The organism is Thiomicrospira aerophila AL3 (assembly GCF_000227665.2).
GTDB lineage: Bacteria > Pseudomonadota > Gammaproteobacteria > Thiomicrospirales > Thiomicrospiraceae > Thiomicrospira > Thiomicrospira aerophila.
On record NZ_CP007030.1, the window covers coordinates 612452 to 636339 of the forward strand.

18 protein-coding genes are annotated in these 23888 nt (G+C 47.8%); 13 read left to right on the forward strand and 5 right to left on the reverse strand.

Going from position 1 to position 23888, the window contains the following annotated elements:
• Nucleotides 1–86: 86 nt before the first annotated feature.
• From glyQ to THIAE_RS10515, 7 genes are read left to right on the forward strand one after another with little or no spacing between them, the layout of a single operon-like run.
• Nucleotides 87–1025, forward strand: coding sequence for a glycine--tRNA ligase subunit alpha (gene glyQ / locus THIAE_RS02855; RefSeq protein ID WP_006459377.1), 939 nt, complete (start codon nt 87–89; stop codon nt 1023–1025).
• Nucleotides 1025–3100, forward strand: coding sequence for a glycine--tRNA ligase subunit beta (glyS, locus tag THIAE_RS02860; RefSeq protein WP_006459376.1), 2076 nt, complete (start codon nt 1025–1027; stop codon nt 3098–3100). Before glyQ ends, glyS begins: the two co-directional genes overlap by 1 nt.
• 11 nt (nt 3101–3111) lie before the next feature.
• The gene (gene gmhB, locus THIAE_RS02865; protein ID WP_025299281.1) at nt 3112–3666 is read left to right on the forward strand and encodes a D-glycero-beta-D-manno-heptose 1,7-bisphosphate 7-phosphatase; all 555 of its coding nucleotides are present in this window, start codon (nt 3112–3114) and stop codon (nt 3664–3666) included.
• 3 nt (nt 3667–3669) lie between these two features.
• Nucleotides 3670–4398 carry a lysophospholipid acyltransferase family protein gene (locus tag THIAE_RS02870; RefSeq protein ID WP_006459374.1) on the forward strand — a complete coding sequence of 243 codons (729 nt, stop codon included), beginning with the start codon at nt 3670–3672 and terminating at the stop codon, nt 4396–4398.
• A gap of 12 nt (nt 4399–4410) precedes the next feature.
• Nucleotides 4411–5241, forward strand: coding sequence for a motility protein A (locus THIAE_RS02875; RefSeq protein WP_006459373.1), 831 nt, complete (start codon nt 4411–4413; stop codon nt 5239–5241).
• Nucleotides 5242–5244: 3 nt separating this feature from the next.
• The gene (locus THIAE_RS10510) at nt 5245–5982 is read left to right on the forward strand and encodes an OmpA/MotB family protein (RefSeq protein WP_006459372.1); all 738 of its coding nucleotides are present in this window, start codon (nt 5245–5247) and stop codon (nt 5980–5982) included.
• Entirely contained in the window at nt 5979–6671 is a 693-nt protein-coding gene (locus tag THIAE_RS10515; protein WP_006459371.1) for an OmpA/MotB family protein, read from the forward strand. Before THIAE_RS10510 ends, THIAE_RS10515 begins: the two co-directional genes overlap by 4 nt.
• An 18-nt stretch (nt 6672–6689) precedes the next feature.
• On the opposite strand, the gene THIAE_RS02890 is transcribed toward THIAE_RS10515, so the two are convergent.
• Nucleotides 6690–7364, reverse strand: a complete 675-nt coding sequence (locus THIAE_RS02890) for a uracil-DNA glycosylase (RefSeq protein ID WP_006459370.1) — start codon at nt 7362–7364, stop codon at nt 6690–6692.
• 14 nt (nt 7365–7378) lie between these two features.
• Complete coding sequence (gene pdxH / locus THIAE_RS02895) at nt 7379–8026, reverse strand: pyridoxamine 5'-phosphate oxidase (protein WP_006459368.1); 648 nt, start codon at nt 8024–8026, stop codon at nt 7379–7381.
• A 135-nt stretch (nt 8027–8161) separates the two neighbouring features.
• Between pdxH and parE the strand changes: the two genes are divergently transcribed.
• Together parE and THIAE_RS02905 are read left to right on the forward strand one after the other, a co-directional pair.
• A complete protein-coding gene (gene parE, locus THIAE_RS02900) occupies nt 8162–10045 on the forward strand; it encodes a DNA topoisomerase IV subunit B (protein WP_006459365.1) in 1884 nt (627 codons plus the stop codon).
• 9 nt (nt 10046–10054) lie between these two features.
• Nucleotides 10055–11818, forward strand: a complete 1764-nt coding sequence (locus THIAE_RS02905) for a tetratricopeptide repeat protein (RefSeq protein WP_006459364.1) — start codon at nt 10055–10057, stop codon at nt 11816–11818.
• 5 nt (nt 11819–11823) lie between these two features.
• Here the strand turns inward: THIAE_RS02905 and THIAE_RS02910 are convergent, their stop codons facing one another.
• Nucleotides 11824–13455 (reverse strand): acetolactate synthase large subunit, encoded by a 1632-nt coding sequence (locus THIAE_RS02910; protein ID WP_006459363.1) that lies wholly within the window; start codon nt 13453–13455, stop codon nt 11824–11826.
• A gap of 244 nt (nt 13456–13699) precedes the next feature.
• Here THIAE_RS02910 and murJ point away from each other — a divergent pair, with 244 nt between their 5' ends.
• From murJ to lspA, 4 genes are all read left to right on the forward strand, one after another.
• The gene (murJ, locus tag THIAE_RS02915) at nt 13700–15232 is read left to right on the forward strand and encodes a murein biosynthesis integral membrane protein MurJ (protein ID WP_051418508.1); all 1533 of its coding nucleotides are present in this window, start codon (nt 13700–13702) and stop codon (nt 15230–15232) included.
• Between the two features lie 73 nt (nt 15233–15305).
• Nucleotides 15306–16295 (forward strand): bifunctional riboflavin kinase/FAD synthetase, encoded by a 990-nt coding sequence (gene ribF, locus THIAE_RS02920; protein ID WP_006459361.1) that lies wholly within the window; start codon nt 15306–15308, stop codon nt 16293–16295.
• Nucleotides 16270–19098 (forward strand): isoleucine--tRNA ligase, encoded by a 2829-nt coding sequence (ileS, locus tag THIAE_RS02925; RefSeq protein ID WP_006459360.1) that lies wholly within the window; start codon nt 16270–16272, stop codon nt 19096–19098. The genes ribF and ileS overlap by 26 nt, the downstream gene beginning before the upstream one ends.
• 200 nt (nt 19099–19298) lie before the next feature.
• Complete coding sequence (gene lspA, locus THIAE_RS02930; protein ID WP_006459359.1) at nt 19299–19838, forward strand: signal peptidase II; 540 nt, start codon at nt 19299–19301, stop codon at nt 19836–19838.
• 1 nt (nt 19839) lies between these two features.
• On the opposite strand, the gene THIAE_RS02935 is transcribed toward lspA, so the two are convergent.
• Both THIAE_RS02935 and THIAE_RS02940 read right to left on the reverse strand, forming a co-directional pair.
• Nucleotides 19840–20790, reverse strand: coding sequence for a sensor domain-containing diguanylate cyclase (locus THIAE_RS02935; RefSeq protein ID WP_006459358.1), 951 nt, complete (start codon nt 20788–20790; stop codon nt 19840–19842).
• Between the two features lie 12 nt (nt 20791–20802).
• The gene (locus THIAE_RS02940; protein ID WP_006459357.1) at nt 20803–23883 is read right to left on the reverse strand and encodes an efflux RND transporter permease subunit; all 3081 of its coding nucleotides are present in this window, start codon (nt 23881–23883) and stop codon (nt 20803–20805) included.
• Nucleotides 23884–23888 lie beyond the last annotated feature (5 nt).

Genomic DNA, 23888 nt, shown 5'->3' on the forward strand with positions numbered 1-23888 from the left:
TTTTATTTTTGAGCTTGAACGCACGCGGCTTTAGCCAAAGTCTGGTCGTATGGGTTCGATTCGTCATTTTAACCGAGGATGGAAGCGTGTCAAATAAGCAACTCGTCGCTGATGTATCCAGTTTTCAAGGCCTAATTCAAACTTTACAAGCCTATTGGGCGGCACAAGGCTGTGTCGTATTGCAACCCTATGATAATGAAATGGGCGCGGGTACCTTTCACCCGGCGACTTTTTTGCGCGCGATCGGTCCCGAGCCATGGCGTGCAGCCTATGTGCAACCGAGTCGTCGTCCAACCGATGGCCGTTATGGCGAAAACCCGAATCGACTGCAGCATTATTATCAATTTCAAGTCATGCTGAAGCCGTCGCCCGCTAATATTCAAGAATTGTATTTAGATTCATTGCGCCATCTAGGTATTGACCCGCTAGAGCATGATATTCGTTTTGTAGAGGATAATTGGGAGTCGCCGACCTTGGGGGCTTGGGGCTTAGGTTGGGAAGTGTGGCTTAATGGCATGGAAGTGACTCAGTTTACTTATTTCCAGCAGGTGGGTGGTTTGGAGTGTCGTCCAGTCACCGGTGAAATCACCTATGGTCTTGAGCGGATTGCCATGTATCTGCAAGGCGTGGATAGTGTGTATGATTTAACCTGGGTGGATGGACCGCAAGGCAAAGTGACCTATGGTGATGTCTTTCATCAAAACGAAGTGGAAATGTCGGCCTACAATTTTGAACATGCTGATGTGCCGCATTTATTTAATCAATTTGATGCCTGTGAAAAAGCCTTTGCCGGATTAATTGCCGCCGGCCTGCCCTTGCCCGCTTATGAGCAAGTATTAAAAGCCTCGCATACTTTCAACCTGTTAGATGCGCGTCATGCAATTAGTGTGACTGAGCGTGCGCGCTTTATTGGCCGAGTTCGTGCCATGGCGCGTGATGTGGCGCAGGCTTATTTTAATGGTCGTGAGGCATTAGGATTTCCATTGGTTAAAACAGATACTGCAGGGCAAGAGGGAGCGAAATAATGCTGGCGCAACAAGATATTTTGGTCGAAATTGGTACAGAAGAGCTGCCACCTAAGTCGTTACAAACCTTGGCAAAATCTTTGGCAAGCGGTTTAGAAACGGGCTTGCAACAAGCTAATCTCAGTTATGGTCTGGTGCATGTCTATGCGGCACCACGTCGTTTAGCAGTGTGGGTTGAAGCGGCGCAAACTCAGCAAGCCGATCAAACGCTTGAGCGTAAAGGGCCTGCCTTGCAAGCAGCCTATGATCAAGACGGTCAGCCGACCAAGGCGTTGTTAGGTTTTGCGCGGTCGTGTGGCTTAGAGTTGAGCGAACTATTTACTGAAGAAACTGACAAGGGCGCCTGGTTAATGGCGCGTCAAGTTAAGCCGGGTGCCGCCTTAACAAGTCTATTACCAGGCTTGGTTGAGCAGGCATTAAAACACTTGCCGATTCCAAAGCCGATGCGTTGGGGCGATTCAGCGATTGAATTTGTGCGCCCAGTCCATTGGGTAGTATTAATGTTGGGTGATCAAGTGGTGCCCGCGACGATTCTAGGTTTGCCAACGGGGAATACTACCCGAGGTCATCGTTTCCATGCGCCGGAAGAAATCGAGATTTCATTACCGAGTGAATATGCGTCTATTCTTGCAGAACAAGGTTTTGTGTTGGCCGACTTTGATCAGCGTCGTGAGCGTATTCGCGAGCAGGTCGCACGCGTGGCGGATAGCTTTGATGCGCGTCCAGTGATTGATGAGGCCTTGCTTGATGAGGTGACGGCGTTGAATGAATGGCCGAATGCCTTGGCGGGTTGTTTTGATGAACAATTTTTGCAGGTGCCGGCTGAATGCTTAGTGTCGGCGATGAAAGGCCATCAAAAGTTTTTCCATTGCCTGGCACCAAATGGTGAGTTGATGGCACGTTTTATTACCGTCAGTAACATTGCCAGTCAAAATCCGGCGGCGGTGGTATCGGGCAATGAGCGCGTCATCCGTCCTCGTTTATCTGATGCGCAATTCTTTTGGAATCAAGATCGCAAACAATCCCTAGAAGCTTTTCTACCGGCACTTGAAAAAGTCGTATTCCAGCAACAACTTGGTACAGTCGCTAACAAAATTGGGCGTTTAGAACAGCTTGCTAGTGAGTTAGCGACCGAGTTGAATGCAGAGCCGGCGGCGGCAATGCGTGCCGCGCGTTTGGCTAAATGTGATTTGATGAGTTTGATGGTCGGTGAATTTCCTGAATTACAGGGCACGATGGGACGTTATTATGCTTTGCAACAGGGTGAAGCTGATGCGGTCGCGCAAGCCATAGAGCAACATTATTGGCCTCGTTTTGCCGGTGATGCTCTGCCGCAAGACACCTTGGCGCAGATTGTCGCTTTGGCTGATCGTCTTGATACCATTGTGGGTATTTATGCTATAGGTCAAGGACCGACCGGTGATAAGGATCCGTTTGCCTTACGTCGTGCGGCCTTAGGCTTGGCGCGTATTGTGATTGAAGCAGGCCTGCCTATTGATATTACGCACTGGGTGGCGCGTGCCGCTGCAGCCTATCCGCAGTTGCAAATTAGTGCTGAACAGCAGGCTGAGATTGTGGCGTTTATTGTGTCGCGCTTGAAGTCCTACTATCAAGATGAAGGTGTTTCTGCACAGGTATTTGATGCGGTGCGGGATACGGGCGTGACGCGTTTGTTAGAGTTGAATCAACGCATTCAAGCGGTGCGTCATTTTGCCAGTTTAGAACAAGCTGAAAGTCTATCAGCGGCAAATAAACGGATTGCGAACATCTTGAAAAAAGTCGCGCAACCCTGGCCAGATGCGGTGGTGGAAACGCGTTTTGAGCAGGATGCTGAGCGTGCGCTCTGGGCGGCGTTTTGTCAGGTGCGTGCCGAGAGTTTAGCGGCGATGGCGCAGGGTGACTATCAGCAGGCACTGGTGGTGTTAGCGGTGTTGCGTGAACCGGTGGATGCGTTTTTTGATCAGGTGCACGTGATGGCTGATGACGCGGAACTACAAGCGAATCGCATCGCGATGTTGAATCATATTCGTCAAGCTTTTTTAGCGGTCGCGGATATTTCTCGGTTGGCAAATTAATGGGTGATACCATGCCACCTTTGCTTATTCTTGATCGTGATGGGGTGATCAATTTTGACTCAGATGACTTTATTAAATCGGCTGATGAGTGGCAACCTATACCGTTTAGCTTAGCTGCGATAGCGCAGTTTAAACGCGCCGGCTGGCTAGTGGCGGTTGCGACCAATCAATCTGGCATTGCGCGCGGCTATTATGACCGTTTGGCCTTGCGTGCGATGCACCGTAAGTTAAATCAGCTTTTAGTCAGCGAGTTTAATGTCCAGTTGGATTGGCTGTGTTATGCCCCTTATTTGAGTGATCAGCCGAATGTGGCACGCAAGCCGCTCACCGGTATGTTGCGCCAAATTAGCCTTACTCTAAACCGGCCTTTGCAGCAGCAAATTATGGTGGGTGATACCTTGGCCGATATTCAAGCTGCGCAGGCGGTTGGCATGCGTCCCTATTTGGTGCGCAGCGGTAAGGGTGAGCGAACACTGGCTGCGCATCCAGAGTTAGCAAAACATTTGCCGGTTTATGATGATTTAGCCGCAGTGGCAGCAGGCCTGCTCACTCAGTCCAAGGAGTAGTAGATGAATAGAGCGCTGGTGTTTATTCGATCCTTGGTGTTTGAAATCGGGCGGGTATGTTTAACGCTAGTGTTTGCGGTATTCGGGCAGGTGTTGTGGCTGACGCCCTATCGGGTGCGTTATTATGTTTTAGGTTACTGGGCACGTTTAACCCTGGCGTGGTTGCGGATCACCTGTGGGGTGAAGGTGAGCGTAACCGGTCTAGAACACTTGGATAGGAACCAGCCGAGTATTGTGATGGCGCATCATGAATCAGCATGGGAAACGCTGGCGTTAAATAGTCTGTTACCGCGACATACTTATGTGCTGAAACGAGAATTGATGTGGATTCCCTTTTTTGGTTGGACCTTGGCGATGCTTAAACCCATCGCAATCAATCGCTCGGCGGGTGGTAAAGCGCTTAAACAGCTGTTGCAACAAGCCAAGCAACACATGAATGAACGAGGTGATTGGGTAGTGATTTTTCCGGAAGGAACACGCGTGCCAACCGGTACCGTAGGTAAATTAGGAAGCGGTGCGGCAAGGTTAGCACAACAGATGCAGGTACCGGTTTATTTTCTAACTCATAACGCGGGCGCGGTTTGGCCAAAAAAAAGCTTTTTAAAATACCCGGGTGAGATTAAAGTAGCGATAAGTCCTGTGATCTATCCAGCGGACCAGGCGATAGAAGCATTAAATCAACAAGCGGCAGAGTGGTTCGCACAGGGCATAGATGTCAGTCAAGACCATTAAGTGGAGTAACGCATGAATCGAGCATCGACAATATTAGGCTTGTTGCTTGGCAGTATCATTATTCTATTATCTATGGTTGATTACTCAACTTTTCAAATTATCTCAGCCTTTTTTAACCTGCAAGGGATATTGGTGGTTTTGGGTGGCACACTTGCGGCGGTTCTAATCAATTATCCTCTCAATCAATTAGGTTGTGCTTATCATGGCTTTAGAAAAACCCTGGTAGCAGACCAACAAGATATGTTGATTATTATTAATAAGTTGGCTGAACTGAGTCACATGGCTCACAAGCAGGGCTTATTGTCACTGGAGAAGGTAATTCCACAAATCAAAGATGATTTTTTACGCTATGCCGTTACTCAGCTGATGGTTCATCATGAGGAAACCATGCTAGAGCAAGCGCTTGAAGTTCAACAGTTACAAACACAACAGCGCCATTTTAATTGCCAAGAAATGTTTCAGAATATGGCCTCTTATGCGCCGGCTTTTGGGATGATTGGTACGGTTATGGGTCTAATTATTATGATGACTAGCCAAATGAGTGCCGACCCCTTAGCGATGGAATCTGATGATATGTTAGCCGGTCTGCTTACCGGTATGGGTTTGGCATTGGTGACAACTTTTTACGGCGTGCTGTTAGCCAACTTAATTTTCGTGCCTATTGCAGGCAAGTTAAAAACCTTATCAGAACAAGAAATGGTCACTCAAGCGCTTATTCATGAAGCGATTATGGCCATCAAACGCAGTCATTCACCTATCTTAGTGCGTGAAATGATGATGAGCTATCTCACTAAACAACGCCAACAAAAATTAGCCAGTGCGAAGAATATGAAACGAGTCTAAGCCATGTCTAAATTAAGTGAAGAGCAAGCCGCCATTCAGGAGCGAGTTAGTTTAGAAAACTATAAAAAATCCCGCGGCTGGCTATTTACTTTTGTGGGTTTGTTCACCGTTTTATTGGCTTTTTTTGTGTTGATTATCGCTTTGCTCGAATTTGAAGGTATTAGTGAACAACGGGCTTTCCAAAAAATTAACCATAATATCTTTTTGCGCTTAGAACATGCACGGGTAGAGCAAGGTTGGGAGCATATTGAAATTGAAAACACCTTGGCAATGGGGGTTCGAATTCGGTTTCTATCTGACGTATTTGAACAAACTCCATTGTTTTTATCTGCACGAGCAGAGTTTCAACAAGAGCATATTGCTACCATGAATCAGTTGGTGTATTTGGTGAATTCTTTAGATCTGACTAATGCGCGTAATCGATATGCGAGCTGGGTGGTGGCTATTGAAAGGGCTGGGTTTAGCTTTAATATGCAGGTCAGGGTCGAAGGTCATACCGATGCGGTGCCACTCGTGCCGGGTTTCTTATATCGCAACAATCTAGAGCTCAGTACTGATCGTGCCTTTCAGGTTAAGGACTATATTAGACGTGGTACGGGATTACCTCCAGAGTTATTTGCTATTGCCGGCTATGGTGATTTTAGACCCGATACGGCTAACCCTTTTGACTCTGAAAATAGACGGATTGAAGTCTATATCACCCCTATCATGAGTGCTAATTCGTTAAGAGCATCACAATGAGTAAGGTATCCGATTTAAAAGCGCGCGGCAGCTGGCTCATGAGTTATGCCGACTTAGTAACGCTATTGATTACCTTTTTTATCATGATGCTTGCACTCTATCATACTGAAATTAGTCGTATGCAAAACTGGGCTAATTTTAAGATGGACCAGTCCTTCAGCTATTTAACTAACCTGGTTGAAACAAAAGATTATCGTTATATCGGCGTGTTTCGATCTGGCCAGGGTGTGCATATTTATATTCAACATCCAGAAGCTTTTGTGCAAGGTGGCTATCAGCTGGCCAGTGATTTAGAGGACGAGTTAGTTGATTTAGCCGGCTATTTTTCGACACTCCCTATGTTTGAAGCCTTTATCAATCAATTCGATGAAAATGCGCCCAAAGAACCTATATTGCGTCGTGCTAGCTTAGCGGGTTTAAATTTACAGGCTGATGTGCGTGTTGAAGGCCATACTGATGATATTCCAATTGCGGCCGGTTCGCGAATGCGAAATAATTGGGTATTAAGCACTTTGCGTGCGCAACAAGTGATGCAATCTATGTATGGTGTGAGTAACTTGCCCGCTGATACCTTTGCAATTGCTGGGCGTGCGGAGTTTGACCCGCTGGTACCGCATGACACGCCAGAAAATCGTGCCATTAATCGCCGCATTGAAGTGGTGTTAACCTTGTATTTTGTGCGCGGCTAGTAAAATCATGGGCTATTTTTAAGCCCAGTTAATGGCGGTTAAACCTTGCGATGCTAACCAGTCATTCGCTTGGCTAAATGGCTTGCTACCCCAAAAACCACGGTAGGCGGACAGAGGCGAGGGATGGGCGCTGCATAAGCATAGGTGACGCGGTTCGATGAGGCGTTGCAGTTGTTGTGCTGGTTTTCCCCATAGAATAAACACTAGCTTATGGTGATGATCGTTGAGTTGATCAATAATCTGTTCGGTCAGTGTCTCCCAACCTTGACCTTGATGGCTGTTGCTTTGGTTGGCTCGTAAGGTGAGCACGCGATTAAGCAATAGAACGCCTTGGCTTGCCCAGCCTGATAAATCACCGTTTATTGGACATTGCCCGATATCATCATTAAGTTCCTGAAAAATATTTTTGAGTGATTTGGGTAGCGGTGACACACTGGCATCAACCGAAAAACTCAGACCATGGGCATGACCTGGCGTGGGATAAGGGTCTTGGCCGACAATCACCACCTTGACTTGTTCGTAAGGGGTCAGATTAAGCGCTCGAAACCAATCCGCTTGTGCCGGCAAAATCGTCTGTTTTTGCGCTATTTCTTGGGCCAAAAACGCCGCCAAACGCTGCGCTTCAGCGCTGGGCCAATAGTGTTCTAGGCGTGATTGCCAGCTCGGATCAGTAATAAAATCTTTAAGCTCCACGTGCGTGACTCAACTTAAGGCGATAGCCGCTGTCCATGCCAGCTGCCATCCGTATGACGTGTAAAGTTGATGCGGTCATGTAAACGATTTGGACGGCCTTGCCAAAATTCGATACGTTCCGGCGCTAAACAATAACCGCCCCAATGAGCAGGCCTGGTCGGTGCTTGATTGGCATAGCGATGTTTGAGTTCAGCCATTTTTTGTTCAATAGCTTCTCGGTTCGCCAGCACTTGACTTTGTTCCGACACCAGCGCGCCAAGCTGACTATCAAGTGGCCGACTTTGGAAGTAGCGGTCTGACGCTTCAGCACTTATTTTAGTGACCTTGCCTTCAATGCGAATTTGGCGCTCAAGCTGTGGCCAAAAGAAGTTCAGTGCTGCAAAGGGGTTATGAGCAAGCTCTTCACCTTTATCGCTGGCATAGTTGGTGTAAAACACCAGGCCTGCTTGATCAAGCTGTTTTAGTAATACGATGCGGCTGTGGGGACGTCCCTGTGCATCGACAGTGGCTAGGTTCATCGCTGTGGGCTCATCAATCTTGTGATTAAACGCATCGTCAAACCAGGTTTGTAACAATAGCAAGGGTGATTGCGCGATAAAACTATCGTCTAGCGCGCCCATTTCATAGCTTTTACGTTCGGCATGATAATCACGATTTGGCATGGTTCACCTCAGTTAGAACAGTTAGGTTTTGGATGATCATCATACTGAGCGAAATCACAAAATGCTAGAGGCCCGCGCAAGCGCAGGCGTTTTTAGTCTATAATTTGGATATATAAACACCTTGGGAGACGTGCTATGGCGCAGGGCTACAATGCAGCGGAAATTGAAGTGTTAACCGGTTTAGATCCGGTGCGCAAGCGTCCCGGTATGTATACCGATACGACACGCCCCAATCATCTTGCGCAAGAAGTCATCGACAATAGTGTCGATGAAGCCTTAGCGGGTTTTGCCAATCGTATTGAAGTGATTCACTATCCAGATGGTTCAATGAGTGTTGAAGATAATGGTCGTGGGATGCCTGTTGATTTACATCCTGAAGAGGGCGTACCGGGTGTTGAGGTGATCTTGACCCGACTCCATGCCGGTGGCAAGTTTTCTAATAAAGCTTACCAGTTTTCAGGTGGTTTGCATGGTGTCGGGGTATCGGTAGTGAATGCCCTTTCGAAGCGAGTTGAGGTAGAAATTAAGCGCGATGGGCTGATTCATCATATTGCCTTTGAACAAGGGCTTCGAGTCAGTCCACTGACGGTGACTGGTAAAGTCGCTAAAAAACAAACCGGTACACGGGTCACTTTTTGGCCAGAAGCGCAGTTTTTTGATAGCCCTAAATATGCCTTGTCACGATTAAAGCATTTATTGCGTGCGAAGGCGGTGTTATGTCCAGGCCTGCTGATTCGTTTTGAGGACCAGCAAAGTCAAGACGTGCAAGAGTGGTGTTATGAATCCGGTTTGCAAGACTATTTAGTGCAGTCAATGGCTGATCAAGAGGTCTATCCAGCGGAGGGATTTGTCGGTGAGCACCGTGGTGAGCAAGAGGCGGTTGCTTGGGCGCTGGCTTGGCAGGTAGGCGGGGAAGCCCTGGCTGAAAGCTATGTCAATTTGATTCCGACCCCGCAAGGTGGCACCCATGTGAATGGTTTGCGCCAAGGGGCAACGGATGCGGTGCGGGAGTTTTGTGAGTTTCGTAATATGTTACCGCGTGGTTTAAAACTCTCTCCTGAGGATGTTTGGCAAAACGTCGCCTACGTACTGTCGGCCAAAATGCGTGATCCGCAGTTTGCCGGTCAAACTAAAGAGCGCTTGTCATCACGTGAAGCAGCAGTTTACATAGGTGGCGTGGTAAAAGATGCCTTGAGTCTCTGGTTGAATCAGCATACCGATGTTGCTGAAAAAATTGCTGAACTTGCGATTCAGAATGCGCAGTCGCGGCAACGTAAATCTAAGCAAGTGACCCGCAAAAAAATCACCATGGGACCGGCTTTGCCTGGCAAGTTGGCCGATTGTACTGAATCGGATTTAACCCTTACCGAGTTGTTTTTGGTTGAGGGGGATTCCGCTGGCGGTTCGGCCAAGCAAGCTCGTGATAAACGTTTTCAGGCGATTATGCCGTTACGCGGTAAAATTCTTAATACTTGGGAGGTCGCTTCTGACCAGGTGTTGGCATCACAAGAAGTGCATGACATTAGCGTGGCGATTGGGGTGGATCCTGGTAGCGATGATTTATCCGGTTTGCGCTATGGCAAAATTTGTATTTTGGCCGATGCCGATTCGGATGGCGCGCATATTGCAACGTTGATCTGTGCGTTATTTGTTAAGCATTTTCCAAAGCTCGTTGAACAAGGCCATGTCTATGTGGCTATGCCGCCGCTGTATCGTATTGATTGGGGCAAAAATGTGTCTTATGCGTTGGATGAAGCGGAGCGGCAAGGAATCTTTGATAAGATAGCAAATCAAAAATCTGCAGGGAAAGTTCAAGTTACGCGCTTTAAAGGTTTGGGTGAAATGAATCCATTGCAATTGCGGGAAACCACCATGGCGCCAGCAACACGCCGCTTAGTTCAGTTGCAATTAGACCCAAGTCATGCCTTTGCCAAAATGGATATGATGTTGGCCAAAAAACGGTCGGCTGATCGTAAAGCTTGGTTGGAAGAAAAAGGCGATCTCGCTGAGGTCGTATAGGACGTTAAGATGCAAAAATTATCAACCCGGGTAATCTTGTCTTTGCTGATGGGCGGAGGCTTAACTTTATCTGGTCTTACCGGTTGTCAGGGTCAAAGCGTTGGTGTAAAAAACGCTGAAGCTGCCGCTAGCACGGCTAGTCCAACCGAAGTATCGGCGACAACGCGTATTAATCCAGCTTGGATGTATGACATCTTAGTCGCTGAAATGTTGGCTACGCGCGGTGATTTTGTGAACGCTTATCATGTCATGATGCGTGTGGCGACGCAAAGTCAGGATGTCGCCTTGGCAGAGCGGGCATTTCATTTTGCGATGAGTGGTTATGAGCCTCGCGGTATAGAGCAAAGCGCGGCTTTATGGCGTTCTTTGGAACCGGCGAATGCCACGCCATGGCGTATAGGTTATATCATGGCCTTGCGTGAGGGTCAGCTTGAACAAGCGCTTGATAATTGGCAAGCTTATCGTCAGCGTTCCCCCGATTCGCTAGAAGCCGATTTAAAAAATGCCGCTAGTCAGATTGGGCAGGGTATGGAGCCAGAGATTTCACTGGCATTTTTTGAACGACTTTATCAGCGATACCCAGATGAATGGAGTGCTGGCTATGTCTATGGTTTTGTGGCTGATCATTATCAACAACCTGAAATAGCGGCTGACGTATTAGAGCGAGTCATCTTACATCGTCAAGCAGAACGGGATGTGTTTTTTGCGCTGATAAATATTTATCTTGAACAAGATTGGTATGAGCGTGGGATTGAGGTATTAGCGGATTACATGGTAGCGCATCCTGATGACTGGACCATGCAAGAGCGCTATGCCAGACTTGAAGTACGTGCACAACGCTATGATGAGGCTGAAGCGCGCTACAAACGAATTGTGAGTAACAACCCGCAGGCGCGTGCTTCACAATTATCTTTGGCCTTGTTGTTATTAGATCGAGGCGATTTTGAAACGGCGATTGGCCATTTTCATGCCTTGCTGCGCCAACAGGCCTACCAGGATATTGCCAATTACTATTTAGGTCTGATTTATCACGGGCAACAGGATGCGTCTCTAGCGCGTCAGCATTTAAGTCGTGTGGTGGATCCAGCTTACTATGTCGATGCCCAATTAGTACTTGCTCAACTTGATTTTGATAGTTTGGGGCTTGAAGCCGCTTTAGCGCGTTTAGCGCCCTTGTCATCACCCGATGAAACAACGCAGTTAAAACTTTGGCGTGCGCAAGGTTCGTTTTATTCACAAGCCCAGCGGTGGGACGATGCTGTGCGCGTATATCGTCAAGCCTATTCTCAAAACGCTGAATTGTTAACCTTAATTTATGCTTATGCGCTTAGTCTCTATAACGCGGGTTTGGATGATGAGTATGAGTTTGTTATCAAGCGCGCATTACAATTTTATCCTGATGAAGCAGATTTATTAAATGCGTTGGGTTATTTTTATGCTGAAAAAGGCATTAATCTAGCCGAAGCGAAAGTGTTGCTTGATCGTGCATTGGAAATCGCGCCTGATGCATTTCATATTATTGATAGTCGCGGTTGGTTAGCTTACCAGCAGGGTGAGTTTGAATTAGCCGAGAAGCTGATTACCCAGGCCTGGTCAATGCAGCAGGATGAAGAAGTTTTGTTGCATTTGATTAAGGTGAAGTGGGCTTTGCGTAAGTTTGAGGAGGCAGAAGCCTTATGGCAGCGTTATCACCATCAATATGCTGATAACGAAGCGGTGCAAAATCTGCTGATTAAGTTGCGGGCTGATTCAAAAAAATCAGCCACACAGTAGTCACCTCAAGTTGGGCAAACCATTTGACCGAGACGCTCAGTGAGTTTCAGGTTTTCAGAATAGTCAACCGGGCAGTCAATAATCACCACCCCAGGGATGTTTAGCGCGCGCTCAAGCGCGTGTTGCAAAGAGTAGTCGGCGGAAACACGTAAACCGGTTGCGCCAAACGCATCTGCGAGTTTGACGAAGTCTGGGTTATTGAAAGCGATATTACTTTCGCGGCCAAATTCATTGAGTTGCTTCCACTTGATCAAGCCATAGCCACTGTCATTCCAAATTAAAATGACCATATCCAGCTTGAGCCTAACGGCTGTTTCTATCTCCTGCACATTCATTAAAAAGCCCGCATCACCGGTCAAGGCAACGACTTTGCGCTCGGGATAAGCTAGTTTAGCGGCCATGGCGCCAGGTAATGCAATGCCCATCGAGGCAAAACCGTTCGATATAATGCAGGTATTCGGTGCTTGAGCAGGATAGAGTCGCGCCATCCACATTTTATGGGCGCCGACATCACATATCACAATGTCTTGATCATCAAGTGCTTCACGCAGGTCATAAATCGCTTTTTGAGGTTTGACTGGAAAACTGGCATCGTCAGCATATTGGCTTAACTCGTTATCTATCAGGCGTTTGATCGGACTCACATCGGTGATATGGGTGCGATTAACCTGTTGGCACAGTTGGTTGAGGCTTTCGTTTAAGTCGGCCACCACACCGACCGCCAGACTATAGAACTCATCCACTTCAGCGGGTTGCGAGTCAAGGTGGATAATGTGACAATCTGGACAGTGGTTCCAAAGATGTGGGTGGTATTCAACAATATCATAGCCAATACAAATAATGACATCGGCCCGATCAATACCGCAGGCGATGTAATCACGAGCTTGCAATCCAATTGTACCTAGTGCCAAAGGATGGCGACAAGGTAGAATACCTTTCGCCATAAAGGTATTAGCTACCGGTATTTGATGCGTTTCAGCAAAGCTGGCCAGTGCATCGGAGGCATGATTGCGTACAATGCCATTGCCAGCGAGGATAATGGGATAGCGGGCTTGGTTAATCAGCTCAGCCGCTTGGGCTATTTTATCCGGATGCGGAAAAGGCGCTTTAGGGGCCTGTGGCTTTAAGGGCAGTTTGTTAACAGGCATGGGGGCTATATTTTCGGGAAAGTCTATAAATGAGCAGCCAGGCTTTTCCATTTGTGCCACTTTAAACGCTTTACGAACGACTTCAGGCACAATTTCGGGACTTAAGATTTGTGTACTGTATTTAGTAATGGGTTGAAATAAATTTACTAGATCAAGCACTTGGTGGCTTTCTTTGTGCAAACGTGTTGTCGAGGCCTGACCCGCAATTGCAACGACTGGCGCGTGATCCATATTAGCATCGGCCACACCAGTGACTAGATTAGTCGCCCCTGGCCCTAGGGTAGATAAACAGACACCTGCTTTACCGGTTAAACGACCATAGACATCGGCCATAAACGCGCCGCCTTGCTCGTGACGAGTTAAGATAAATTGAATCGGACTATCCAGTAATGCATCCATAATATCGAGATTTTCTTCTCCGGGGATGCCAAAAATATACTCGACCCCTTCATTTTCAAGGCACTTTACAAAGAGTTCTGCTGCGTTCATGGTTCCCACCCTTGTGTTTGAATGGTGATAAATCTAACAATATAATTCCACATTTAATAATAGCAATTTTTCGGTGTTTTCGTGTTTAAAGTCTAATATTTTCCATCATTAGCCTTCATGAAAATTTTTAAGTGGGCAAGCTGTTTAATTGCAGATCTAAGCCTTTATACTGCGTTAATTAATTAAAAAAAACAGGATCGGATGTTTGGCCAATATTGTTAAAGCGACGTTGAGTGTAGGGGGCATGACTTTCATATCACGCATTTTGGGGTTTGTGCGCGATATGGTGATTGCTCGATTGTTTGGCGCATCGGCAGGCGCTGATGCGTTCTTTGTCGCCTTTAAAATCCCTAACTTTTTTCGACGCTTATTTGCTGAGGGTGCGTTTTCACAAGCCTTTGTGCCGGTGTTGGCAGAAACCAAAGAGCATCGTGGCCATGAGGCGGTGCGCCATCTCGTTGCGGCTATTGGCCTGCGACTGGGTTTTATTTTATTGATCTTAACCCTGTTTGGGGTGTTTGGTGCATCCTTGTGGATGACCGTCTTTGCACCAGGCTTTCGCAGTGATCCGGAAAAATTTGCGCTTGCGACTGCTATGTTACAACTCACTTTCCCCTATTTGTTATTAATCTCCTTAGTGGCCTTGTCTTCGGCGCTGATGAATACCTACAACAAATTTGCTGTACCGGCGTTTACACCGGTTTGGTTAAATCTGGTGTTAATTGGCTGTGCGATATGGTTGGCGCCACAACTTGAAGAACCGGTGATGGCCTTGGCTTGGGGGGTATTATTAGCAGGCCTGGTGCAGTTGTTGTTTCATTTGCCATTTTTGTGGCAGATGAACTTATTACCGAAACCTACTTTGGCCTCGGATCCAGGTGTTGGTGAAGTCAAACGTTTAATGTTGCCAGCCTTGTTTGGCGTGTCAGTGGCACAGATTAATCTATTGGTCGATACGATTTTAGCCTCGTTTTTGGTGACCGGTAGCGTGTCTTGGCTCTATTACTCCGACCGGTTAATGGAGTTTCCGCTGGGGGTGTTTGGTGTGGCATTAGCTACCGTGGTATTGCCGGGTTTATCAAAAAAAGCGGCCCGGGCTGATTGGGCGGGTTTTAAACGCGATCTTGATTTTGCGCTCAAGCTCGTGGTGTTGATTGCACTACCCGCTATGTTAGGTTTGTTATTGCTTGCGCACCCATTACTGGTTACTTTATTTTTTTACGGTGAATTTACGGCCTTTGATGCGCTGATGTCGAGTCAAAGTTTAATGGCCTATTCACTCGGTTTACTGGGGTTCATTTTGGTAAAGGTACTCGCGCCCGCGTTTTATGCCCGCAAAGAGATGAAAACCCCGGTCAAAATCGCGGTGGTAGCCCTGGTCAGTAATATCATGTTGAATTTAATCTTGATTGGTCCTTTGGCCCATGTTGGTTTGGCCTTGGCGACGTCAATCTCGGCGATGCTAAATGCTGGGTTGCTCTATTATTTTTTGCTTAAACAAGGCGTGTTTAGTTTGCAAACCCCTTGGCGAGCTTTTTTGCTGCAAGTGAGTTTCGGCTTAATTGCGATGATTGCGGTGATTCTACTGATCAATCCAGAGCAGCAGGCCTGGTTAGCTTTTAATGCTTGGCAGCGGGTCAGTTGGTTATTAGGTATGATTGTACTGGCGATGCTGGCGTATTTAGCGACCATGATGGTGGTCGGTTTTCGGCCAAGAGCGTTTTTGCGCCAGCTTAAAGCTGGCAAAGATAAGCCAGAAAACCTTGACCTGACGTGAATGCGAAAGGGTTACAGCCTGAGCTGAATCCGTTATAATCGCGGTTTATTTTTAAAGCGACTTGCCGTTTGCTATGCGTTTAATTCGTGGCCTTCATAATATAAGCCAGTTTACTGCCGATTTTGCACAGGGCAGCGTGGTCACCATTGGCAATTTCGATGGCGTTCACCTCGGTCATCAATGTGTGTTGGCGCAGGTAAAACAGCAAGCACAAGCGCTGAATTTACCGAGTGTGGCGATGGTGTTTGAACCGTTTCCGATTGAGTATTTTCGACCGGAACAGGCGCCGGTTCGGTTGATGAATTTGCGCGAAAAAGTACGTGCGCTGGCAGACGTGGGCATTGATTATTTGCTGTGTGTCAGCTTTAATCGCCAATTTGCCGCCCAAAGCGCGGTCGATTTTGTCACGCAGATTTTGCACCAGCAGTTACAGGTGCGCCATTTGGTGATAGGCGATGACTTTAAGTTTGGTTATCAGCGTCAGGGCGATTTTGCTTTTTTGCGCCAATGCGGTGAGCAAATGGGATTCAGTGTCAGCGCCATGCCGACCTTTAATCTTGACGGCGCGCGCGTGAGCAGTACGCGGGTACGCCAGGTGCTGGCCAAGCCGGATTTGGCCGAGGCCGCAAGGCTGATGGGGCAGGGCTTTCGGTTTGAAGGGCGTGTCATTCACGGTCAAAAACTGGGGCGCACCATTGGTTTTCCGACCTTAAACCTGAACCCTAAGCGCTTGCAAATGCCCGTCAGCGGCGTGTTTACCGTCAGGGTTGCAGGCCTGAGTGAGCAACCTTGGCCGGGCGTAGCCAATATAGGGGTGCGCCCCACGGTACATGGTCAGCGGCCTTCAATTGAAGTACATTTATTTGACTGGCATAAAATGGTATACGGCGCCCACGTTGAAGTGCGCCTTGAGGCGTTTATCCGCCCAGAAATGAAATTCAGTGGTTTGCCCGCGCTGCAAGCGCAAATTGCGCAAGATGCCGAGCAGGCCAAATTGTTATTAATCAATTCAAATCATTCAATTTTGAGTAGCGAACATGACCGATTACAAAGCAACGCTTAACCTTCCTGAAACCGACTTCCCGATGCGTGGCGGGTTGCCACAGCGCGAGCCTAAGCAGGTGCAGGCCTGGTTGGATGACGATCTGTATCAAACCGTGCGTCAGGCGATGGCGGGGCGGCCAAAATTTATTCTGCACGATGGGCCACCCTATGCCAATGGTGATATTCATATCGGTCACGCGGTCAATAAAGTGTTGAAAGACATGATTGTTAAATCTAAAGGTTTGAGTGGCTTTGATGCGCCGTTTGTGCCGGGCTGGGATTGTCATGGTTTGCCGATTGAATTGAATGTTGAGAAAAAACACGGCAAGGTCGGCGTCAAGCTTAATGAGCGTGAATTCCGCCAGGCCTGCCGCGATTATGCGCAAAGCCAGGTTGAAGGTCAGATGAAGGATTTTCAACGCTTAGGGATTATGGCGGATTGGAACAATCCTTATTTAACCAAGGCGTTTGATTTTGAAGCCAATGAAGTGCGTGCGCTGGCTAAAATCATTGAAAAAGGTCATCTGGTCAAAGGCACCAAGCCGGTTTATTGGTCGATTGGTGGCCGTTCGGCACTCGCGGAAGCGGAAGTGGAATACGATGAAAAACGCTCCAATGCAATTGATGTCCGCTTTAAGGTGATGGACGAAGCCGCGTTTTTTGAGCGCTGTCACCATATTGAGGACCATACAGGCGAAGGCCCGATTTCGGTGGTGATTTGGACGACCACGCCCTGGACACTGCCTGCTAACCAGGCGGTGGCGATTCACCCTGAACTTGAATATGCGTTGGTACAGGTCGAAACCGAGCAGGGCAAAGAGCGCCTGTTTATGGCGGAAGCCTTGATTAAAGATGTGATGGCGAAATGCGATATCGAGCATTATCGTGTGGTGGCCTATGGTCGCGGCGATCAGTTTGATTTAATCCGTTTGCAGCATCCGTTTTATGAGCGCATTGTGCCGATGATTTTGGGTGAGCATGTCACCACCGATGCCGGTACCGGCTGTGTGCATACCGCGCCGGGTCATGGTCAAGACGACTTTATTGTTGGCTTAAAATACGATTTAGAGGTGGATTGCCCGGTCGATGGTTCGGGCAATTTCGTCGCCGGCACCCCCTTGTTTGAAGGCTTGAATGTACTTAAAGCCGATGAGGCGGTGTTGGACGTTTTGCGTGAGCGCGGTGCGTTATTGCATCATGAAGCGATTCGTCATAGCTATCCGCATTGCTGGCGTACCAAAACGCCATTGATTTTCCGCGCCACGCCGCAATGGTTTATTAGCATGGATCAACAAGGTCTGCGTGCCAGTGCGATGGAGGCGATTAAAACCGTGGAATGGGTGCCGGATTGGGGTCAAAACCGGATTGAAGGCATGATTGACGGCCGTCCGGATTGGTGTATTTCGCGCCAGCGTTTATGGGGTGTGCCGATTTGTATTTTTGTACATAAAGTCAGCGGCGAAATGCACCCACGCACCACCGAACTGATGGAGTTGGTCGCGCAACGGATCGAACAGCAGTCGATTGATGCCTGGTATGACTTGGATGCCCGCGAGTTGCTGGGTGATGAAGCCAACGACTATGAAAAAGTACAGGATATTTTGGATGTCTGGTTTGATTCTGGCGTGACCCATTATGCGGTTTGTCAGCAGCGTGATGAACTCCATGCGCCAGCGGATTTGTATTTAGAAGGGTCGGATCAGCATCGTGGTTGGTTCCAGTCGTCACTCTTGACCGGCATGGCGATGAACAATGCCGCACCTTACAAACAAGTGCTAACCCACGGCTTTACGGTGGATAAAGACGGCAAAAAAATGTCCAAGTCGAAAGGTAATGTGGTCGCGCCGCAAAAAATCGCCGACACCTTGGGCGCAGATATTTTACGTCTGTGGATTTCGGCCGCCGATTACCGTTATGAAATGACGGTGTCGGACGAAATTATCAGCCGCACCGCTGATGCCTATCGCCGTATTCGCAATACTGCACGTTTCTTATTGGCGAACTTGAACGGCTTTAATCCGGCTACCGATTTGGTGGCCTATGAGGATTTATTGCCACTCGATAAATGGGCGGTCGGGCATGCGCATCAATTGCAGCAGCAGATTGTTGAATCTTATGAACAGTATCATTTCCATCAGATTTATCAGGCGGTGTCACATTTCTGCTCGATAGAAATGGGGGCGTTTTATTTAGACGTGATTAAAGACCGTCAGTACACCTGCAAAACCGACGGCTTAGCACGGCGTTCGGCACAAACCGCCTTGTATCATATTATCGAAGCCATGACGCGCTGGATTGCGCCGATCTTAAGTTTTACCGCCGAAGAACTTTGGCAGTATATTCCGGGTGAGCGTGAAAAAACCGTGTTTGTGGCGACCTGGTACGAAGGTTTAACCGCGTTAGATGAAAGCGCTGAGATGAACTCGGCTTATTGGGCGCAGATGATTGAGGTGCGTTCTGCGGTCTCTAAGCGCCTGGAAGAGTTGCGTAATGCTGGAGAAATTAAAGCCAGCCTCACCGCACAGGTTAAACTCTATGCTGATGGCGAGCTGTATAACGCATTAGCCAAGTTGCAAGACGAATTGCGTTTTGTATTGATTACCTCCTACGCGCAAGTCTTGCCACTGGCAGAGAAATCCGCCACCGCCGTCGAATCCGAATTAGACGGCTTATGGCTTGATGCACAAGCGGTACAGGCCGAAAAATGCCCGCGCTGCTGGCATCATCGTGAAGATATCGGTGCCGATGCCGATCATCCTGACTTGTGCCAGCGTTGCGTTGATAACGTCGTTGGGGATGGCGAAGTGCGCCATTTTGCTTGATATTGGCTTTAACCGATCAACTCTGCGCGGCTGGGTTATGCCCTTGCTCCTTCGGCTTTTTTCTTCGAAAAAAGAGGCGTCGCAAGAGCACAACCTAGCCGCTTACAAGTTAGAGCAAGTCGAAAGCGCAAGATGCAAATCTTTAGTACAACTTTATAGTCCAAGACAAAACAGCAAGACTTATCACGCAAGGTAATGATATGCCAAATCTAAAATCTATCGTTTCGCAAACCGGGTTGCGCTATCTGTGGTTAGCAGGCCTGGTATTGGTGCTGGATCAAATCACCAAGTATCTGGCGGTCAGCTATTTGACCTTTGGTGAGCCCTTGGCTGTGATGCCGCATTTTAATCTGACGCTAGTCTATAACTATGGCGCGGCCTTTAGTTTTTTAGCCGATATGGGCGGCTGGCAGCGTTGGTTTTTTGTGACCTTGGCAGTCGGTATTAGCATCGGCTTGCTGTTTTGGTTAAGTAAGCTAAAAGCTAAACCGACTTTTGAAGTATTAGGTTTGCAGTTAATTTTGGCCGGTGCAATCGGCAATTTGATTGATCGGTTGCTGTTTGGCAAGGTCACCGATTTTCTTGATTTCTATTATGGCAGTTGGCACTATGCTACCTTTAATATCGCTGACGTGGGCATTACGGTCGGTGCGGCGATGTTGATTATCTATGAGTTCTTTTTGCGTCCCAAAGACACACCAAAATCTACCGATACAACCCAGCAACCTAATTCAAATTGAATTAGGTTGGGTTATGGATGCACTGAATGGCATCTGCTAAAACGGCTTCCAAATCTAATTCAGCCGTTGGCTTAAATTCTAGCGCACCTATACAAAAGTCAATATTGATAGCTTGGGGTAAGTCTAATGGCCTGAGTTGCGCAATGGCGGTTTTCAAGCGATCACGAACTTTGTAAAGGTCGTCACTGTGTTTATCAATACTTAATATGACAAATTCATCGCCGCCAAAACGTGCAACTAAATCGGTTTTTCGTGTCGATTGGGTGAGTGCGTCAGCAAAAATTCGCAGTACTCGGTCACCAAATGCATGACCAAACTCATTATTAATATCCTTGAATCTATTAAGATCAATAATGGCTAAAGAAGCGTGTAATTCAGAACGCATGGCGAGATCGAGGTGCTTGCGAGCCTGACCATAAAAACCGCGTCTATTAAGCAGGCCTGTTAAATCGTCGGTTGTTGTGTCGGCTATATATTTGATTTGGTTTTCGGCAATCATGGCGAGGTCTTGCAGATTGCGCAATTCATTGTGCTCAAACTTTTTGGGTTTTGAATCAAGAATACAAAGGGTGCCAATAATAAAACCAGATGGTGATTTTATTGGCTGCCCAGCATAAAACCGAATAAAAGGCGCATCCTTTACCAAAGGGAGCTCGCTAAACCGCTTATCTTGAAAACAATCTTCTATAACAAGTGGTTGTTCATGGAAAATCGCCTCATTACAAAAAGAATCCTGTCTTGGAATCTCTGCAATGTTGGTACCAAAAGCAGAGATAAATAGTTGTTTATCTCTGGTCATAATCGTGATTAATGCAATCTCTGTATTAAACAGACGGGCAGTAAGTTCGGTAATGCGATCTAAGCCTGGATCTTGAGTCGGCTGGGTCAAGCATAGATCTTTGACGGCTTGCAGCCTTTGAGGCTCGATGTTGGGGAGTTTGATTTGGTCCATACAAGGATTTCTTTATGTTGATTTAGCTATTTTGAACCAGGCACTATACAAGGCCGGCAAAAATAACAGTGTTAAGAGCGTGCCTACCGTGATGCCACCTATGAGAACATAGGCTAATGGTCCCCAAAAAGTGGACGTGGTAAGCGGTATAAACGCCAGCACGGCTGCAAGTGCAGTCAGTACGACTGGACGAGCTCGTCGCACCGTCGCATCGACGACGGCATCATAATCATTGAGTCCATGACGTTTATTATCATTAATTTGCCCCACTAGGATTAAGGTGTTTCGCATTAGGATACCGGCAAGACCTATTAAGCCAAGGGTGGCGACAAACCCGAAAGGTTGCGAAAACAGTAGCAATGCCGCCACTGCCCCAATCAAGCCTAGCGGTGCAGTAAGCAAGACCATCAAGGTGCCACTAAATGAGCGCATCATCAGCATAATCAAGGTAATCATTAAAATCACCATCACCGGCATCAAGGCGCGGATTGAACCTTGCGCTTTGGCCGATTCTTCAATTGTGCCGCCGATTTCAATCCGATAGCCTGGTGGTAAGGTCTGATTAAGCGTTTCAAGTTTTGGCCAGATTTCAAAGGTCACATCGGGTGGCTGCGCACCGGATTTAATTTCACTGTTGACCGACAAATAAGGAGTGCGATTACGGCGTTTTAATACCGGGTCTTCATAGGCGATGACCAGTTCGGCGAGTTGCGACAATGGCAGGCTTTGCCCGGTAGGTGTAGTGACTAATAAGCTGACGAGTTGTTCGAGGTTGATCATCTCGCGTTTATCGGCGCGTGCAACCAGCGCAACACTTCGGGTATCGATACGTAGTTCGGTAAGGCTTTGTCCTTGTAGCGCAAATTGCAGTTGCTGGTGCAAGGTTTGACGCGTAAAACCAAGTTGTGCCAAGCGTTGTAGGTCAAATTCAAGCTGCACCACTGGCGCACGTTGACCATAATCCAAGTGAGGTTCAAGCGTGGCAGGGTGATCCGCAACAATATCGCGCACCTGATTAGCGATATCGCGCAAGATTAATGGGTCATCGCCCATCACGCGAAATGTAATGGGCCAGGCTACGGGTGGACCATAGAGCAGGGGATGAACACGCACGCGGGCATCAGGGAAGGCGCCGTCATTAATTATGCTCTGCAAACGCGCTTGCAGTTGGTCGCGCTCATAGCGGTCACCGGTGATGGCAATAATTTTGGCAAAAGCCGGATTGGGTAGTTCGGGATTAAGTGCCATAAAAAAGCGCGGTGCGCCTGCGCCAATGTAGCTTGCCAGCGATTGCACTTCAGGTTGTTCATTTAAAATGGCTTCCATCCGTTGGGCAACCGCATCGGTGGTGGCAAATGCAGAGCCTTCGGGAAGATACAAGTCGATCATCAGTTCAGGTCGGTCAGAGCTGGGAAAAAACTGTTTCTCAACTTTTTTGGCCATGCCGATGATGGCCAGCACCAATAGTACAAAGGTAAATATTATGATGCTTTTACGATAGTTTACACAGCCTTGTACAATCCGGCGCAGTAGTTGATAACCTTTGGTTTGGTAGGCTTGATCTGCGGCAACCTTGTCGGTATCGAGGTGCGTCGGTGCGCCAGGATGGTTTTTTAATAATTTAACTCCAAGGTAGGGGGTGAAAATAACCGCAACAATCCAAGAGGCCACGAGGGAAATCGCGAGTACCCAAAAAATATTGCCGGCATATTCACCTACATTGGAAGCGGCAAACCCAATCGGGACAAACCCTGCGGCGGTAATGAGGGTGCCGACTAACATCGGCATGGCGGTCACCGACCAGGCATAGGAAGCGGCCTTAACCTTATCCAAGCCTTCTTCAATTTTAACTAACATCATTTCAATCGCGATAATCGCATCATCGACAAGTAATCCCAGTGCCAGGATTAACGCACCAAGCGTAATGCGATCCAAGTTTTTGCCGGTCAACATCATAATAAAGAATGTAATCGCTAAAGTCAGCGGCACCGCGAGCGCGACCACCAGGCCTGCTCGTAGGCCGAGGGCTAAAAAGCTGACTAGCATCACGACACCCAATGCCATTAAAAACTTGAGCTGAAACTCATCTACAGCCATGCGGATGGCGTTGGCTTGATTGGTTATTTGCTCGAAAATAATGTCCGCAGGCAGTTGTGCTTGCAGGCTTGCTTCAATTGCGTGCAGGTTTTTGCCAAGAGTTAAACCATTAAAACCGGGTTGCATCACCACGCCAAGCATTAAGGCTTCTTGGCCTTGATCACGAATGATATAGCCGGGTGGATCTTGAAAGGCACGCGTCACTTCAGCAATCTCACCCAGGGCAATGACTTGATTGCCAAGTTGAATAGGCAGTTGGCGCAACTGGTCTAAATCACCCATGTCTTGGTTAAGACGCAAATAGGTTCGACCGGCAGCGGTTTCAATAAAGCCGGCGGGCAGTAATTGATTTTGGGCCGCGAGGGCATCAAAAACGCTTTGCGGTGCGAGATTAAGTTGCGCTAATCGATCCAGGTTTAAATCAACCTGCACTTGTTGTGGTCGTTCGCCCAATAGATTGACTTTTTGGACACCGGGTACGCGTAATAATTGATCACGTAGTTGTTCGGCCGGTTGAATCAGTTCATATTGCGGGCGATTCGCTGAGGTGAGTGCATAGAGACTAAAATAAACATCGGCAAAGTCATCGTTGACCACGGGTCCAATAACACCGCGTGGCAATCGAGGAGCTTCATCGAGCATACGTTTGCGCACTTCATAAAACACATTTTGTACTTCAGCGGCCGGGGTTTCATCGAGGAATTGAATTTGCATGACCACCAGGCCTGGTCGTGCCGTGGTTTCAACGCGATCAAAAAAAGGCACTTCTTGAATGCGCTTTTCTAACCGGTCGGCCACTTGTTGTTGCATCTCTAATGCCGATGCGCCCGGCCATTGTGCTGATACGGTCATCACTTTAATCGTAAAGCTTGGATCTTCTGCGCGACCTAAACTTACAAAGGCATATAAGCCTGCTAGTGAAACGAGGATAATAAAATAGAGCGTGATGGCGCGTTCACGCACCGCCCATGCCGATAGATTAAAGCGTTCAAACATACGCG

Bases quoted from the DNA above. Each gene is read 5' to 3' on its own strand.
- THIAE_RS10515 (WP_006459371.1), top strand. From the start codon at position 5,979: ATGAGTAAGGTATCCGATTTAAAAGCGCGCGGCAGCTGGCTCATGAGT.
- THIAE_RS02910 (WP_006459363.1), bottom strand. From the start codon at position 13,455: ATGAACGCAGCAGAACTCTTTGTAAAGTGCCTTGAAAATGAAGGGGTC.
- THIAE_RS02870 (WP_006459374.1), top strand. From the start codon at position 3,670: ATGAATAGAGCGCTGGTGTTTATTCGATCCTTGGTGTTTGAAATCGGG.
- THIAE_RS02940 (WP_006459357.1), bottom strand. From the start codon at position 23,883: ATGTTTGAACGCTTTAATCTATCGGCATGGGCGGTGCGTGAACGCGCC.
- parE (WP_006459365.1), top strand. From the start codon at position 8,162: ATGGCGCAGGGCTACAATGCAGCGGAAATTGAAGTGTTAACCGGTTTA.
- lspA (WP_006459359.1), top strand. From the start codon at position 19,299: ATGCCAAATCTAAAATCTATCGTTTCGCAAACCGGGTTGCGCTATCTG.
- THIAE_RS02875 (WP_006459373.1), top strand. From the start codon at position 4,411: ATGAATCGAGCATCGACAATATTAGGCTTGTTGCTTGGCAGTATCATT.
- THIAE_RS02905 (WP_006459364.1), top strand. From the start codon at position 10,055: ATGCAAAAATTATCAACCCGGGTAATCTTGTCTTTGCTGATGGGCGGA.
- THIAE_RS10510 (WP_006459372.1), top strand. From the start codon at position 5,245: ATGTCTAAATTAAGTGAAGAGCAAGCCGCCATTCAGGAGCGAGTTAGT.
- ribF (WP_006459361.1), top strand. From the start codon at position 15,306: ATGCGTTTAATTCGTGGCCTTCATAATATAAGCCAGTTTACTGCCGAT.
- ileS (WP_006459360.1), top strand. From the start codon at position 16,270: ATGACCGATTACAAAGCAACGCTTAACCTTCCTGAAACCGACTTCCCG.
- murJ (WP_051418508.1), top strand. From the start codon at position 13,700: ATGACTTTCATATCACGCATTTTGGGGTTTGTGCGCGATATGGTGATT.
- pdxH (WP_006459368.1), bottom strand. From the start codon at position 8,026: ATGCCAAATCGTGATTATCATGCCGAACGTAAAAGCTATGAAATGGGC.
- glyS (WP_006459376.1), top strand. From the start codon at position 1,025: ATGCTGGCGCAACAAGATATTTTGGTCGAAATTGGTACAGAAGAGCTG.
- THIAE_RS02935 (WP_006459358.1), bottom strand. From the start codon at position 20,790: ATGGACCAAATCAAACTCCCCAACATCGAGCCTCAAAGGCTGCAAGCC.
- gmhB (WP_025299281.1), top strand. From the start codon at position 3,112: ATGCCACCTTTGCTTATTCTTGATCGTGATGGGGTGATCAATTTTGAC.